Source organism: Kitasatospora sp. NPDC058965, from assembly GCF_042741245.1.
Classification (GTDB): domain Bacteria; phylum Actinomycetota; class Actinomycetes; order Streptomycetales; family Streptomycetaceae; genus Kitasatospora.
The window spans coordinates 1-15646 of sequence record NZ_JBHYKG010000199.1; the positions used below are offsets into that span (position 1 = coordinate 1).

Below are 15646 nucleotides of genomic sequence, written 5' to 3' on the forward strand. Positions count from 1 at the left end.
GCGACACCGCCGGCCGGTCCGGCCGCACGGCTGGTCGACGTGTGGTCAGGTCCGCCCGGGGTGCGCGCCGCAGGTGCTCCGGACCTTCAACTCGGGCAGCAGTCCCAGGTGGTGGACGGGCAGCGCGCTCCCCGACCGCAGCCGGCGCAGCAGCACCTCGACGGCGGCCCTGCCCACGGCCTGCTTCGGCGGTGCGACCGCCGTCAACGGGGGTGCGCCGAGCGCGGCGAACACGTCGTCGTAGCTGATCACCGCCAGGTCCTCGGGGACGGTCAGGCCGCGGGCCCGCAGCAGTGGCAGCAGCTGGATGGCGTCCTGGTCGTTGTGCACCAGCAGGGCGCGGGTGCCACCGTCGACCGCGGCGGCGACCTGCTCCACCACCGCCCCGGAACCGGCCGGCGTGCCCGGCAGGTCGATCACCGGCCGGGCCGGCAGGCCGAGGAGCGCGCAGCCCTCGGCGTACCCGCTTCGGACCCGTTGGGCGGTCCAGGTGTCCGTGCGGGCGGCCAGGGCCACCGCCGCGTGGCCCCGTGCGACCAGGTGCTGCAGGGCCAGCAGGACGCCGACGTGGTGGTCCGAATACACGGAGTCCAGCCTGGACGCCGGTGTGCCGGCCGCCGCCCGGCGCTCCACCAGCACGACGGGGACCGGCAGTTCGGCGATCCACGCCCGGCCGTCGGAGTTTCCGCCCGGCATCCAGGTGGGGGTCATGAGCAGGCCCTCGGCACCCGACTCGAGCAGCCGGTCCGCCTGGGCGCGGTCGGCTCCGGCCTCGTAGGAGGAGATGCTGAGCACCAGGGTGGCCCCCGCGTCCGTGGCGGCCGTCCGCGCCCCCGCGATGACCTCGCCGAAGTACTGGTGCACGGTGGGCACGACCAGTCCGATCGTGGGGCCCCCGGGCGCACCGCCACCGGCCGCCACGGCCGACACGCTGCCGTGCGCACGGTGCACGAGCCCGGCCTCGGCGAGCGCCGCGACGTCCCGACGGAGGGTCACGACCGGGACGCCCAAGTGCTGCCCGAGGTCCACCAGGCGCACGGAGCCCAGGTTCTCGACCGCTCTGAGGATTCTGGTCCGGCGGTCCTCCGTCGCGCTGGACATGCCTGCCTCCCGCTGGTCGTCCGAGGCGGCGAATCTATCATTCGATCCAGAAGCGATCTACCGATCACTCGGACGATCAGAAGGCCCGTCCCGCAGCGCGCGCAGGTGGGGCGGGGTGGGGCGTGCGGCCCGGGGCGTCCGGGCGGACAACGCCGACCGTCCGCGCCACCGCATCGGTCCCGGGCGCTCCGAGTGCTGGTCAACGCTAGATTTGACCCGTGGTGGCCCTCGGCCCGCACCGAATCGAGGAGCTGCGCATGGTGAGGCGGTCGGCAGGCACGGAGGGCGGCCCCGGAGTGTGCCGTCCGGCGTTCGTCGGACGGGACCGGGAGCTGGCCGTCCTGCTGGGCGCCGCGCGCGCCCGGCCGTCGGTCGTGCTGATCGAGGGCGAGGCCGGCATCGGGAAGTCGCGCCTCGTCGTGGAGGCCGTCGCCGTGCTGCGCGACGACGGCGTCCGGGTGCTGGTCGGCACCTGCCACCCGCTGCGCGAGCCACTGGCGTTCGGGCCGGTGGTGGACGCGCTGCGCGGCGTCGGGCCGGTGCCGCCCGGCGACGGCGGCGGGCTCGGCGCCTCCGGGGTCCTGCCGGCCGAGCTGCTGGCCGCCCCGACGCCCGGCGCGCCGCCGTGGCCGGCCGGGCACGCGGCCCCCCGCCATCTGGTCGCCCGCGGCGTCAGGGCGCTGTTGGAGTCCGTCGGGCCGGTCGTCCTGGTCGTGGAGGACGTCCAGTGGGCGGACGAGGCCACCCAGGAGCTCCTGCTGCTGCTGGGCCGCGACCTGCCCGCCGACACGGCCCTGGTGCTCAGCTACCGCGGGGAGGACCTCGCCGACGGCTCGCGGATCCTCGGGACCGCGTTCCGGCGCCCGCCCGGAACCGGTGGGGCCGAGATCGTGCTGCGCCGCCTGTCGGCGGCGGACCTGCGGCTGATGGCCCGCTCGGTGCTCGGCGAGGCGGCGGCCCCGGCGTTGCTGGGGATCCTGGTGCAGCGCAGCGAGGGACTGCCGCTCGTCATGGAGGAGGACCTGCTCACGGTGACCGCGGGGGCCGGAGAGCCCGTGCTGGGCGTGCCGCGCAGTCTCCGGGAGATCTTCGCCGAGCGGGTGGACCGCCTGCCGCCGGACGCGGTCGCGCTGGTCAACGCCGCCGCCGTGCTCACGGTCCCCGCGAGCGAGCGGCTGCTCGCCGACTGCGCCGCACTCGCGCCGGACGCCGCGGAGGACGCCCTGACGGCCGCGCTGGCCGGCTCCGTGGTGCGCGAGCTGGGCCCGGACCGGTACGGCTTCGCGCACCTGCTGGCGATGCAGGCGCACTACGACAACCTGCCCGGCCCGCTGCGCCGGCAGCTCCACGAGCGGGCCTTGGAGGTGCTGCAGGCCCTGCCCGTGCCGCCGCTCGTCCGGATCGCCCACCACGCCCGGGCCCTGAGCGACACGGAGGGCTGGCTGCGGCACGCGATGGCCGCGGTGGACCAGGCCGTGGCGGTCGGGGACCAGGGCACGGCGGCGGCGCTGCTCAACGAGATCCTCGAAGAGCCGGAGCTGCCGGTCGAACTGCACACGCGGGCGGCGCTCACGCTCGCCAGGATCGCCTGGGACGCCACCGAGTACACCCGGACCATCGCCACCCTGCGCCGGATCGTGGCCGGGCCGGGCCTGCCGACGGCCACCCGCGGCGAGATCCGGCTGGACCTCGGACTGGTCCTGCTCAACCAGGCCGCGGATCCCAGCGGCGAAACGGAGATCGAGCGGGCGGTCGAGGAGTTGGAGGGCGAACGGCCGGAGCAGGCGGCCCGGGCGATGTCGCTGCTGGCGATGTGGGAGACCAGCCGGTTCTCGGCGGCCGAGCAGCGCGCCTGGCTGGAACGGGCCGAAGCCACCATCGCGGGCAGCCCGGACCGGGCGGCCCGCGCCTCGGTGACCGCCAACCGGATCACGGTCCTGGGCGCGCAGGGCCGGCCCGAGGCGGCGGGCCTGCTCGCCGAGCTGCCTCGCACCGACGAGGACCCGGAGGTCGTGCGGCACACCGCCCGGGCGCTGGCGAACGCAGCCGAGATCGGCATCTGCCTCGGCCAGGACGCCCTCGCCGCACAGTGCTGCCGGGAGGCGCTGGTGCTGGCCCGCCGACACCACGCGCACGCCTTGGTCGTGCACTGCCGCTCGTACGAACTGCTCCTCTCATGGTGCGCGGGCGCGTGGACGGACTGGGACACCAGGTACGCGGCCTTCCTCGCCGACTACGTCGACGAGCCGCTGGCCGTCGACGACCTGCTCGCCACCGCGGAGGGCATCACGGCTGCGGCCCGCGGCCGGGCGGCCCGGGCGGTCGAGCGCTTCACCCGGGTCCTCGCGCGGGACAGGGGAAGGACGAACGTCAACGCCATGGGCGCGGCCGCCGGGCTGGCCCGCCTGCACCTCCAGCGGGGCGACCTCGACACGGCGTGGCGGACGGTGGACGACTACCTGGGACTGCTGCCCGCGAAGGAGGAGTGGGTCTACGCGATGGGTCTGGTGCCGACCGCCGTGGAGATCGCCCTGCGCCGCGGGGAGCACCAGGCGGCCACGGACCTGGCCGCCGCCCACCGGGCCGGTGTCGAGGGGCTCGACGCGCCCGGCGCGGTCGCCGAGCAGCACCTCTGCCGGGCCCTGCTCGCCGAGGCGGAGCAGCCGGCCGTGGCCGCGGAGGAGTTCGACCGGGCCCGCGCGCAGTGGACCGGCATCGGCCGCCCCTACGCCGCGGCGCTGGCCGCCGAGCAGGCGGCGGCGGCCCTGGTCGGAACCAGGCCGGCGGAGGCAGCGGCCCGGCTGACCGAGGCCGCGGTGGTGCACGACCGCCTCGGCGCGGTCAGCGACGCCGCGCGCTGCCGCCACCTGCTGCGCGGGGCCGGTCAGCAGCGCCCGCCGTCCCGGGGCCGGGCGGGCTACGGGGACGAACTGTCGCCGCGCGAGCTGGAGGTGGCGCGGCTGCTGGTGGACGGTACGACCAACCGGGACATCGCCGCTGCGCTCTTCCTCTCGCCGCGGACCGTCGAGCACCACGTCGCGAAGGTGCTCCGCAAGCTGCGCACGACGCGGGACGGCATGCGCTCGGTCGAGCTGTGACCGGTCCCCGGGCCTTTGCCGCTGCGCCCGCGCAAGCCCCAGGGCACAGTTGTCGGCCGATCCGCCGCGCCCGCACTTGCTCGCAGAAGCGCTCCGTCAACCCCACGACAGCCCCTGGGAGCCGCGCCCTTGGGGCCTGCAGGCATCCGGACAGGCGTCCGTGAGCGAGGCGCCACCTGTTTGCCGGACACTGTGCGGGCGGCCGGTCGGGCTGCCGACGGTCGCGCGGTCGGCTGGTCACGGCTGGGCACTTCGGCGCCGTCCCGGGGTTCGTCGGGTCGCTTGCGTCGGGGGGACGATCCGGGACAGGCTGCTGACCCTGCACCAGATCGGCAACCGGAAGGTCCTCACGTGCGCGCTGACGCCCACCTGCCCACCGTCCTCGTGGTGACGCTCGGCGGGACCATCGCCATGACACCCGGCCCCGGGGCCGGTAGCGGTGTGGTGCCGCAGTTGACGGCGGCGGACCTGGTGGCGGCGGTGCCCGGCCTGGACCGGTGGGCGCAGGTGGAGGTGGTCGACTTCCGGCAGAAGCCCGGCGCCTCGCTGCTGGTGGACGACCTCGCGGAGCTGGCGGTGCTGCTGACCGAGCGGGCGGCGGCCGGGGTGGACGGTTTCGTGGTGACGCAGGGCACCGACACGCTGGAGGAGACGGCGTTCCTCCTGGACCTGCTGTACCGCGGGCCCGCTCCGTTGGTGCTGACCGGGGCGATGCGCAACCCGTCGCTCGCCGGGGCCGACGGGCCGGCGAACGTCCTGGCGGCCGTGCAGACCGCTGCCAGTCCGGAGGCTGCGGGCCTGGGCTGTGTCGTGGTGTTCGCGGACACGGTGCACGCCGCCCACCTCGTCCGCAAGGTGCACAGCACCGGCATCGCGGCGTTCGCCTCGCCCGGCGCCGGGCCGCTCGGGTACGTCGCCGAGGGACGGGTGCACCTCCTGACGGCTGCTCGCCGCCGGCCCGGCCCGGTGCGCCTGCCGTTCACCCGGGACGCCAAGGTGGCCCTGGTGACCGCGACCCTGGGCGACGACGGGGCTCTGCTCGACGGTCTGGAGCACCGGTTCGACGGCCTGGTGGTCGCGGCCTTCGGCGCCGGCCACGTCCCCGCCGCCTGGGTGGACCCGCTCACCAGGATCGCCGACACCGTCCCGGTCGTCCTCGCCTCCCGCACCGGGGCCGGCCCCGTGCTCACCGAGACCTACGCGTTCCCCGGCTCCGAGAAGGACCTGCTCGCCCGCGGTTTGATCGGCGCGGGCCACCTGGACCCGTACAAGGCCCGCCTGCTCCTGCTCGCCCACCTGCGCGGCGGGGCCGACCGCGCGGGGATCGGCGCTGCGTTCGCGCAGTTCTGACTGTCGGTCAGAACTGCTGGAGGAAGCGGGCCTTGTGGCTCTGCAGGTCGTTTCGTGTTCAGCGGAGGAGGAACGCGAGACGGTCGTCGGCCAGCCACGGCGCTATCTCGACGATTTCCGCAGTGACGACGTCCTCGGCCACGAACGGGTCGGCCGCGACGCGCTCCGCCAGCTCCTGGTGGGAGGTTCCGTGGGCCACGATCGCGCCGCCCAGGCCCGGTTGGATGCTGCCCGCCAACAGGAACACGCCGTCGGCCATGCCCTGTTCGATCCACTCCTGGTGGCCCGGCAGGTGCCGGGGAGCCGCCTCCCGGTTGGCAGAGAAACGCAGCAGTACCACGAACATGTGATCCCTCTCGATCGATTGCGGAACGTCAGGGGGTCGCCTGCGTGCCGCTGCAGTCGTCGCCCTCGGTCGCACTGTCGACCGGTGTGACGGTGGTGAGCCAGGCGAGCATGCGCTCGACTTCGCGGCGGATGAAGTCCTCGTCCCGGAAGGCCTGGGCCAAGGTGGCCACGCCCTGGCTGAATGCGAGGACGTGCATGGCCAGTTCGTCCGCCCGGTCGTACTGTCCGAGGGCGCCGAACTGCTCGCCCAGCCAACTGCGGAAGAGGACGAACAGACCTTTGGCCTCGCCAAGGGCAGGATGGTCCAGCTTCGCCAATTCGCTGGTCAGGGTGCCGACTGGGCAGCCGTGGTCCTGGATGTCCGCGCGGTTGGTCACCACGATCTCGACGAACCGGCGGATCCGCCCGGCCGGGTTGCTCTCCCCGGCCGTCCAACAGTCCAGCATCCCTCGCGTGCGCTCCAGGCGGGCGGCGATCACCGCGTCGAGGATCTGGTCCTTGGACTTGAAGTGGTAGTAGAAGTTCCCCCTGGAGATCTGCACCGCCTCGGCGATCGCCGCGAAGGACGTGTGCTCGTACCCGTGCTCGTAGAACAGCCGGTCCGCAGCGTCGACGATCTGCGCCCGAGTCTCGGTGCCCGCCACGCGACCACGACTCCCCTCCGAGGCGCCGTCCGCGGCGCCAGCAGCCTAGGACGATTGTCCTACGGAGAATCCTAGGACAATCGTCCTAGGGGGCGTCAAGTCATCTGCCCCAGCCGGTGGGGCGCCGAGGTCCGGAGCTGTGCCGGAGTGTGCGGCGGGGCTCGGTTTCGCCCGACGGGACCAGAAGTGGCCCGGGAACGAGGGCTCGTGGCTCCGGTGCTTCGGCAGGTGCTCTGCTCAGGTCGTCAAGGGCAGGCGGCCCCGGGTGGTGAGGCGGTTGAGGCGGGCCTGCTCCTTGGTGACCCAGTGGGCCACCCTGGCCGGGTCGAGGGGGGTGCCGTGGCCCACGTGGAGGCGGGTGGGCTTCAGGGCGAGCATCGTGCGCAGGCTGGCGAGGTTGCGCAGTGGGTCGTCGTGGAAGGGCGGGTTGCCGGGGCGGCCGGGGAGCAGGCCGAGCAGGGGTGTCGCGACGAGGTCGCCGGCGACCAGGTCGCCGGCGGCGGTCAGGACGGAGACGGAGCCGGCGGTGTGGCCGGGGGTGGGCATGACGCGTGCGTCGATCCCGTGGTCGGACAGGTCCAGTTCGCCGTCGAGGAGGAGGTCGGGCTCGAACGCCTCGACGGGCACGTGCAGTTTGGGGTTGCGCATCAGCACGCGCCCGAACGCACCGGTGGGGCGGTACGGTTCGCGGGCGCGGCCGGTGCGGAAGGGTTCGAGGTCCGCGGCGTGGGCGGCGACGGGCGCGCCGGTGAGCCGGTGCAGCTCGGCCGCGGAGCCGAAGTGGTCCACGTGGCCGTGGGTGATGACGATCAGGCGGATGTCCGTGGGGCCGATCCCGTGCCGGGCGGCCTGATCGAGGATCGTCCGGGCGCTGCCGGGGGTTCCGGAGTCGACCAGGACGGGCCGGCGGCCCAGCAGCAGGTAGGCGTTGATGTTCCTGCGGCCGAGGACGGGCAGGGGTATGACCTTGGTGCGGGACATGGCGCAGCGCTCCGGGGGATCGGTGGGCGTGATCGGTGGGCGTGATCGGTGGGCGTGATCGGTGGGTGTGATCGGTGGTCGGGGTGTCAGGCCGTGGCGGTCGGGGTGCGGAAGCGGCGCCGGTACTCGGCCGGGCTGGCGCCGAGTTGGCGCCGGAAGCCCCGGTGCATGGACTCCACCGAGCCGAGGCCGCTGGCGGCGGCGATGTCGGGCAGGCCGCGGTCGGTCTCCTCCAACAGCCTGCGCGCGGCCTCCACGCGCGCGGCTTCCAAGTAGGCGACGGGCGTACGACCGGTGTGCCGCCGGAACAGCCGGGAGAAGTGGCGCTCGCTCAGGTGGAGCTGCTCGGCCAGGCGCGGCACCGGAAGGTCCTCGGCGAGGTGCTCGGTGATCCAGTGCAGCAGCTGCACGATCCGGTCGTCCGTGGGTTCCTGCTGTGCCAGTGGCACGCTGAACTGGCTCTGCCCGCCCGGCCGTTTGAGGTACATCACCATGGCGCGGGCCACCTCCAGGGCCAGCGCGTGGCCGTGGTCCTCGGCCACCATGGCCAGCGCCAGGTCCAGCGCGGCGGTGACGCCGGCGCAGGTCCAGATCCGTCCGGCGCGCACGAAGATCGGGTCCGGATCGACCGACACGGCCGGGTGCCGGGCCGCGAGCAGGTCGCAGGTGAGCCAGTGCGTGGTGGCGGGCAGGCCGTCGAGCAGCCCGGCGGCGGCCAGGATGTGCGAGCCGGCGCAGACCCCGGCGACCCGCCGGGCGGACGGCGCCGCCCGGACCACCCACTGGACCATCTCCCGGTCGACCACAGCCTCGGCCCGTCCTGCGGCCAGCTCCATGGCTCCGGGGACGAGCAGCGTGTCCACCCTGCCGCGGACCTCGGCGAGGCTCAGGTCGGCCACCAGTCGGAGACCCGCGGACGTCGTCAGCTCGCCCGCACGTGCGGCGGCGACCTCGACCCGGTACCCCCGCCTGCCGGACGGCAGCAGGCGGGAGGCCACCGAGAACACCTCGGCCGGGCCGGTGACGTCCAACAACTCGACGCCGGGGAAAGCTGCGATGACGACCCTGCGGGCGGATTCGGACACATGGACGATCCTGCTCGCGCGGCGGAGTGGCTGCAATGACGTCTCTCTGTCAGATTCGGACACGGCTTCCGGGGCGCTGTCGGTGCGCCTGCTGTGAGGTGGGCGCGGGCCGTTCGGGTGAGTGCGGGCGGGGGGCCGTGTCGCGGTCAGGGCGGTCGGCCGTGGGCGGGGATGGTGTCAGGGCGTCGCCGATGCACGACCCGCGGCGCCCGCCCCGTCAGGGGGCCCGCCGGCGCGCAGCTCCCTGGCCAGTCCGCCGGAGGCAATCCGTGGCCCTCACCCGCTCCCTCGCCCGAGCCGGCGTCCTGCTCGCGGGTACCGTGTGGCTCACCGCTGCTCTGGCACCCGCTGCGGGGGCGCACCCGCTCGGCAACTTCTCGGTCAACCACTACACCGGCCTGACCGTGTACCCGGACCGTGTCGAGGCGCTGTCCGTCACCGACTCCGCCGAGATCCCCACCCTGCAGCAGAAACCCCAGGTGCACCCGGACAGCACCGGCACGGCGACCGACGGCGAGCGGGCCGCCTGGGCCGCCCGGCAGTGCGCGCAGAGCGCCGAGCGGCTCAACGTGACCGCGGCCGGCCGGGCCCTGCGCTGGAGCGTCGGGTCGGCGCAGTTCGAGTACGCGCCCGGCTCGGCCGGCCTGCAGACCAGCCGCCTGGAGTGCCGCCTGCATGCCCCGCTGGAGCTCGCCGCAGCCGGGGCGCAGGTACGGGTCGCCACCGGCAGCGACGCCACCCGGGTGGGCTGGAACGAGATCACGGCCACCGGGGACGGCGTGCGCCTGCTGGACAGTGACGTGCCCCGGCAGTCGATCTCGCAGGAGTTGCGGGACTACCCCCGGGATCAACTGGACAGCCCCAGCGGCGTCGTGCACGCCGCGTTCACGGCCGTGCCGGGCAGCGGCAGCGGCGCGGCGCTCGCGACCACGGCCGGCGCCAAGGGCGGCAGCGGGCCCACCGCCTGGCTCGCCCGGCTCGACGGAAAGCTCGCCGCCCTGGGCGCGACGCGGAACCTGACGCTGCCGGTGGGCCTGCTCGCGGTGCTGCTGTCCGTCGTCCTGGGCGCGGGACACGCGCTGCTGCCCGGACACGGCAAGACCATCATGGCGGCCTACCTCGCCGGGCGGCGCGGCAGCACCCGCGACGCCCTGACGGTCGGGGCCACCGTCACGGTCACGCACACCGCCGGGGTGCTGGTGCTCGGGCTGTGCCTGACCGCGTTCTCCTCGCTCGCGGGCGACCTCGTCCTCGGCTGGCTCGGCGTCACCAGCGGCGCCCTGGTCGCCCTGGTCGGTGCCGGGCTGCTGCTCGACGCGCTGCGCCGGGCCCGCGGTGGGCGGTCCGCCCACCCCGCCTCGACCCACCACGCGGAGCAGCTCGTACCGGTACTGGCCGGAGCGACGGCCGTCGAGGAGGGCCACGGGGACCACGGCCATCACGACCACGATGGCCATCACGACCACCACGACCACCCGCATCCGCACGCGCACGGTGACGAGCACGAGCACCCGCACGCGCATGACCACGAGCACGAGCACGGCCACGATCACCACGATCACGACCACCCGCACCGCCACGGCCTGTTCGGCCACCACCACCGGCACGGCGAGTCCGACCGCCCGCTCGGCAGGCGTGGGCTGATCGGTCTGGGCATCGCCGGCGGTCTGGTGCCCAGCCCCTCCGCGCTGGTGGTGCTGCTGGGCGCGGTGGCGCTGGGGCGCACGCTGTTCGGCGCCGGGCTGGTGGTCGCGTACGGACTGGGCATGGCAGGCACCCTGACGGCCGCCGGGCTGCTGTTCGTCCGGCTCGGCGACTCGCTCACCGGGGCGGCCGACCGCCCCTTCCTGCGGGCGGTCAGCCGCATCACCCCGTACACCGCGCTGTTGACGGCCCTGCTCGTCGTCGCCGTCGGCATCGGCCTGGTGGTCCGCAGCCTCCCCGGCACCCTGTGAAACCGAAACCGAAACCGAAGCCGATGCCTATGCCCCCGCAGGAGGTTCGCCCGTGACCGCCCCCCGACGCCACCGTGCGCCCGCCGTCCTCGCCCTCGCCGTGGCCCTCTGCTCGTTCGCAGCCGGTTGCGGCGACAGCAGCAGCCGGGGCGGCTTCGACGCCCAACCGGCCACGCCCTCACCGAGTTGCCTGCCGCACCAGCAGCAGGCGCCGGACACGCGCTACACCGGCGGGACGAAGTCCGACCCGATGTCGGTGCTGACGATGATGCGCTTCTACACCGCCAACGGCACCAAGGCCTACTGCGACGGCAGACCGGCTACGGCCACGGACCGCGCCTGGACCGAGCTCTACCGGGCGCTGGGCGGTGACCCCTCGCACGTGGCAGGCACCGGCTGAGACCGGTGAAGTGTCGCCCTGTCCCGCTCCTGCCGGGTGCCGGGTGCCGGGTGAGCGCAGCAGGGTGGGCCGCATCGGCACCCCGGTGCGGCCCACCCTGCTGACGGCACGTCAGGAAGTCGGCGGCATCAGGACGGTGTCGATGATGTACACGGTGGCGTTGGCGGTGTGCACGTTGCCGCAGAGGACCTTGGCGGTGTCGTTGACGGTGAAGTCCTGGCCCGAGCCGGTGACGTTCAGCGGAGCGCCTTCCAGGCTCTTCTGGCTGCCGGCCAGCAGGTCGGGCGACAGGCGGCTCGGCGAGACGTGGTAGGTCAGGATCTTGGTGAGCATGGCCTTGTCGGCCAGTACCTTGTCCAGGGTGTCCTTCGGGATCTTCGCGAAGGCGTCGTTGGTCGGGGCGAAGACGGTGATGTCCTTGGCGGAGTTGAGGGTGTCCACCAGGCCGGCGGCCTTGACGGCGGTCACCAGGGTGGACAGCAGCGGGTTGTTGGACGCGGCGGTGGCCACCGGGTCCTGCCCCATGCCGGCGAAGCTGCCGGCGCCGGTGGCCGGGACGGCGGAACAGGCCGCACCGAACGGCTGACCGCTCGTTGCGGCGGAGCTCGTCGGCATCGACGGGGCGCTGCTCGGTGCCGCGGGCGCGGAGGCCGCGGTCGAGGGCATCGCGTCGCCTGCGGCCTTGGCGCCGCCGCTGCTGCTGCAGGCGCTGAGGCTGAGGGCCAGGGCTCCCACGGTCAGCAGCGTGGCGAGGGACGTGCGGCGGGTGGCGGTAGTGGACATGCGGACAGCTCCTTGCTGGGTGATGAGAAGCGTCTCGGGGTGCGGGCGTGCCGCAGCCGGGACTCGGGGAACGGGCCGGAGGGCCTGTCAGGTGACGATCACGACGGTGCTGTGCCAGCCCGTCGATCCGGAGGGGAACGGGGTTGCCCGGGCCTCGGTCTGCACGGCGCCGGTGGCATCGGTCGCGCGGACCTCGATGCGGTGGGTGCCGGGTCGGGCGCCCGTCCAGTCGTAACTCCACTGGCGCCACAGGTCGATGTCGGCGTCGGCAGCCAGGCGGGCCTCGGCCCAGGCGCCGCCGTCGACCCGGACCTCCACCGCGGCGATCCCGCGGTGGGTGGCCCAGGCGGTGCCGGCGACCGTCACGTCGCCGGCCGGTACTCGGGCGAACGGCGCGGGCAGGTCGATCCGGGAGGCGGTCCGGACGGTGCCGGTGCGGTCCCAGCCGCGTGCGATCCAGTAGGGGTCGTGCGCGGCGAAGGTGGTGACCTCCAGGTCGACCAGCCACTTGGTGGCCGAGGTGTAGCCGTAGAGGCCGGGGACCACGGTGCGGCAGGGGAAGCCGTGGGCAATCGGAAGGGTCTCGCCGTTCATGGCCACCGCGAGCAGGGACGTCCGCCCGTCGAGCAGCACGTCCAGCGGGGTGCCGATGGTCATGCCGTCCTTGGACCGTCCGACGACCTGCTGGGCACCGGAGCGGACTCCCGCCTCGCGCAGCAGCGCGGGCAGCGAGGCGCCGAGCCAGCGGCTGGTGCCCACGTAGGGCCCGCCGACCTCGTTGGAGACGCAGGACAGGGTGTGGTCCAACTCCTCCAGCGGGCGGCGCAGCAGGTCGTCGAAGCCGAGGAGCAGCGGGCGGTCGACCAGGCCGTGCACGCGCAGAGACCAGGCACGGGGGTCGATCTCGGGGAGCGTGAGGGCGGTGTCGACGCGGTAGAAGTCGGCGTTGGGCGTGTAGAAGGAGGGCAGGCCGGGGATCGCCGGGCGGGCCGCGGGTGGTACCGGCCGGGCGTGCGTCGTGGCCGCCGGAATGCGCACCGCGGCGCGGGCCGTGGAGACGTCGTACCGCGCGTCCGCCAGCCGGCGTCCGCCCACGGCCGCCAGCGAGGCCGTGGCGAGGGTGCCCCCGGTGGCCAGCAGCACGGTGCGCCTGTCGTGGCCGGAGGCCGGCACGGGGCCGGTCTCCGCCGGCCGGACCGTGACCCGCCGGAGCAGCCGCGCCAGGTACCGCACCGCCACCGCGCCCACCAGGGCGGCGGCGACCGAGGGAAGGACGTCGGTGGTCACCGCCGTGGGACGGGACAGCGCCGCCCACCCGCCCAGGCAGCCGAAGAGCACGATCACGGCGGCGCCCAGGGCGGGGCGCCGCGCGGCGAGGAGGCCGGCCAGCGCCGCCAGGGCCGCCATCGTCAGGTAGATCCCGGCGAGCAGCACCGGCTTGTCGTCGGTGCCGAAGGTGCGGACGGCGTAGTCCTTCACGGCGGTGGGCGTCAGGTCGATCGCGGCCGAGCCGACCGCGATCACGGGCGCGCTCGCCGGTCCGGTGAACGCCGCGACCAGCTCACCCGCGCCGACGGCCGCCGCCGCGCCGGCCAGCCCGATCCCCGCAGCAGCCGCTGCACGCAGCGCCCGCCGGGGGCGGCGCGCAGCGGCGGGTTCGTCGGCGGGTCCCTCACTGCTGGTCACATCGCCGATTCGGAGCACGTCCCGGGGCGGATGGGTGGCAGTTGGAAACTCACCGGTCGTGCAGCCGAGCGGGTGTGACGGTCGGTCCGGCTCGCGGGCACGATCCGGGTGGCCGCAGCCTGATGGTGCGTCGGTCGGCGCAGGCCTGCCCGACCGTCAGGGCGGCGCGGTGGTGGCGGGCGGCGGCACCGTCACCGGTCGGCGCCGAGTTCCGCCAGTGCGGCGCGGGCGGCGGGCGCCTGGAGCGGGTTGAAGGAGTCGTTGACGGCCAGGGCCTGGCGGAGTTCGGCCCGGGCCTGATCGAGGCGGCCGAGGGACTTGTCGATCATGCCCTGATGGAAGTGGAACAGTGCGTTGCGGGTGCCCAGGGCGGTGGCCTGCTGGGACTGCTCCAGGGCTTCGGCGTCGCGGCCGTTGCGGTGCAGGGCCCAGGCGTAGGCGTCGTGCATCTCCAGGAAGGGGCGGGTGCGCAGGCCGTTCTCGCCGAGGGTGAGGGCCTTCGCCGGGTCGCCGTGGTCGGCCTCGAACAGGGTCTGGTCGCTGTCGAGGGCGACGCCGTTGTCGGTGAAGAGCTTCTCCTCGCTGCGGAACACCTGGTACTGCCGCTCGGCGTCCTGGGTGCGGCCCAGGGACTGGAGCAGCTCACCGAGTTCCAGCACGTAGGCGGGCTGCGGCACGGCGGCGACGGCGCCGGCGTAGTCCGCGAGTGCGGCGTCGGTGCTGCCGAGGGCCGCCTCGGCCCTGGCCCGCGCCTCGCGCAGGTCCGCCGAGCCGGGCAGCAGGCGCAGGCCCTGCTCGGCCTTCGCGAGAGCGGTCCTCGGATCGCCGTTGTCGAAGGCGAGTTGGGCCAGGTGGTAGAGGGTGAAGCCGCGGTCGGCGGGGGTGTTGGCGTCGTCCAGGGCACGCTGCATGTCGGCGGTGGCGGTGCCGACGTCGCCGCGCAGTTCCCAGGTGTAGGAGGCGCGGGCGAGCGAGGGGGTGCCGGGGCGCAGGTCGACCATGTGCTGGACGGCGTCGAAGGACTCCGGGTAGCGGCCGAGTTGGGTGTAGGCGTCGGCGAGGATCCCGTAGAGGGTCGCGTTGTCGGGGGTGACGGCGATGGCCCGCTGCGACCAGTCCAGCGCCGACGCGAAGTTGTGCCGGGCCGCCTCCAGCGCGGCCATGCCGGCCATCGCGGTGAAGTTCTCCCGGTCGTCCAGCTTCAGCGACCGGCCGAGGACGGCCTCGGCCTTGGGGTAGTAGGACGGGTCCACGGTGTTCCTGGCCTGCTGGACGTAGTCCAGGCCCAGCGTGCCGAGGGCCGGTGCGTCGTCCGGCTGGTCGCGCAGGTGCTGCTGGAGGCCGGCGATGTCGGTGGCCAGGGCGTCGGCGGAGGTGCTCGCCTCGGGTACGGTTCCGGCCGCCCGGGCAGCGGGGACGGGGGCGGGTCGGCCGGCGTCGGAGGAGGCCGGCGCCAGGGCCAGGCCGCCGGCGAGGAACAGGCCCGCGCCCAGGACGCCGACCGCGGCCACGGGCAGCAGCCGGCGTCGGACGGGTCGGGAACGGGTCACGTGGCACTCCGCTGGGGGGAGGAGGCGGACGGGGACGGGCCTGCCGGTGCGGCGAAGACGACGAGGTTGGACAGGTACGCGTGGGCGTCGCGGTCGTAGGCGCCGCCGCAGGTGATCAGCCGCAGGCCCGGGACGGCGCTCGGGCCGTAGACGAGGTCGTCGGGGAAGTCGTCCTTGGTGAAGCCGCGCAGGGCCTGGACGGCGAAGGTGACGGTGGCGCCGTCGGCCTCGGCCACCTCGATGCTGTCGCCCGGGCGCAGCTCGGACAGTCCGGCGAAGACCGCCGGACCGGTGAGCGAGTCGACGTGGCCGACCAGGATCGCGTTCCCCGCGCCGCCGGGCGCGGGGCCGTTGCTCCACCAGCCGACCGCCTCCGGGGTCGCCGGGGCGGCCAGGTGGCCGTCGCTCTCGACCTGAACGTCCGTCACCGCGGTGTCGACGCCGATGCGGGGGATGCGCAGCCGCACCGGGGGCGCGTGGCGGTCCGGCGCCGGGGCGTCGGCCGGCGGTTTGCCCGGGTCCCGGCCGGCCGCGCGTCCGGCGGCGGGGGCGGTCGTGGGCAGCGCGCCGACGTTCGGAGCGGCCACCGCAGCCACCTTGGTGGTGGCGTGCTGGAGCAGTCCGGCGGCGCCGGCGCCGGCCAGGGTCAGCCCGCAGGCAAGCGT

The 15646-nt window shown here is 74.7% G+C and carries 13 protein-coding genes; 4 read left to right on the top strand and 9 right to left on the bottom strand.

The window, feature by feature from the left end; genetic code table 11:
• Positions 1-45 precede the first annotated feature (45 nt).
• The gene (locus ACFW1A_RS27310; RefSeq protein WP_380413030.1) at positions 46-1101 is read right to left on the bottom strand and encodes a substrate-binding domain-containing protein; all 1056 of its coding nucleotides are present in this window, start codon (positions 1099-1101) and stop codon (positions 46-48) included.
• Positions 1102-1358: 257 nt separating this feature from the next.
• Between ACFW1A_RS27310 and ACFW1A_RS27315 the strand changes: the two genes are divergently transcribed.
• Together ACFW1A_RS27315 and ACFW1A_RS27320 are read left to right on the top strand one after the other, a co-directional pair.
• Positions 1359-4199, top strand: a complete 2841-nt coding sequence (locus tag ACFW1A_RS27315; RefSeq protein WP_380413032.1) for an ATP-binding protein — start codon at positions 1359-1361, stop codon at positions 4197-4199.
• 351 nt (positions 4200-4550) lie between these two features.
• Complete coding sequence (locus ACFW1A_RS27320; RefSeq protein WP_380413034.1) at positions 4551-5549, top strand: asparaginase; 999 nt, start codon at positions 4551-4553, stop codon at positions 5547-5549.
• A gap of 58 nt (positions 5550-5607) precedes the next feature.
• Here the strand turns inward: ACFW1A_RS27320 and ACFW1A_RS27325 are convergent, their stop codons facing one another.
• From ACFW1A_RS27325 to ACFW1A_RS27340, 4 genes are all read right to left on the bottom strand, one after another.
• Positions 5608-5895: a YciI family protein gene (locus ACFW1A_RS27325; RefSeq protein ID WP_380413036.1), complete on the bottom strand. Its 288-nt coding sequence runs from the start codon at positions 5893-5895 to the stop codon at positions 5608-5610.
• Positions 5896-5923: 28 nt separating this feature from the next.
• Entirely contained in the window at positions 5924-6541 is a 618-nt protein-coding gene (locus ACFW1A_RS27330; RefSeq protein ID WP_380413038.1) for a TetR/AcrR family transcriptional regulator, read from the bottom strand.
• A gap of 237 nt (positions 6542-6778) precedes the next feature.
• Positions 6779-7522: an MBL fold metallo-hydrolase gene (locus ACFW1A_RS27335; RefSeq protein WP_380413040.1), complete on the bottom strand. Its 744-nt coding sequence runs from the start codon at positions 7520-7522 to the stop codon at positions 6779-6781.
• Between the two features lie 86 nt (positions 7523-7608).
• A complete protein-coding gene (locus ACFW1A_RS27340; protein ID WP_380413042.1) occupies positions 7609-8607 on the bottom strand; it encodes a GlxA family transcriptional regulator in 999 nt (332 codons plus the stop codon).
• A gap of 269 nt (positions 8608-8876) precedes the next feature.
• Here ACFW1A_RS27340 and ACFW1A_RS27345 point away from each other — a divergent pair, with 269 nt between their 5' ends.
• Both ACFW1A_RS27345 and ACFW1A_RS27350 read left to right on the top strand, forming a co-directional pair.
• Positions 8877-10562: a high frequency lysogenization protein HflD gene (locus ACFW1A_RS27345; protein ID WP_380413044.1), complete on the top strand. Its 1686-nt coding sequence runs from the start codon at positions 8877-8879 to the stop codon at positions 10560-10562.
• A gap of 52 nt (positions 10563-10614) precedes the next feature.
• Complete coding sequence (locus ACFW1A_RS27350; RefSeq protein ID WP_380413046.1) at positions 10615-10962, top strand: hypothetical protein; 348 nt, start codon at positions 10615-10617, stop codon at positions 10960-10962.
• A 111-nt stretch (positions 10963-11073) separates the two neighbouring features.
• On the opposite strand, the gene ACFW1A_RS27355 is transcribed toward ACFW1A_RS27350, so the two are convergent.
• The 4 genes from ACFW1A_RS27355 to ACFW1A_RS27370 all read right to left on the bottom strand — a co-directional run.
• The gene (locus ACFW1A_RS27355; protein WP_380413048.1) at positions 11074-11745 is read right to left on the bottom strand and encodes a fasciclin domain-containing protein; all 672 of its coding nucleotides are present in this window, start codon (positions 11743-11745) and stop codon (positions 11074-11076) included.
• Between the two features lie 87 nt (positions 11746-11832).
• Positions 11833-13431, bottom strand: a complete 1599-nt coding sequence (locus ACFW1A_RS27360; protein WP_380413050.1) for a molybdopterin-dependent oxidoreductase — start codon at positions 13429-13431, stop codon at positions 11833-11835.
• A gap of 191 nt (positions 13432-13622) precedes the next feature.
• Positions 13623-14981 (bottom strand): tetratricopeptide repeat protein, encoded by a 1359-nt coding sequence (locus tag ACFW1A_RS27365; RefSeq protein ID WP_380413054.1) that lies wholly within the window; start codon positions 14979-14981, stop codon positions 13623-13625.
• On the bottom strand, positions 14978-15646 hold a 669-nt coding region (locus ACFW1A_RS27370), incomplete at its 5' end, for a class F sortase (RefSeq protein WP_380413056.1). The genes ACFW1A_RS27370 and ACFW1A_RS27365, both read right to left, overlap by 4 nt.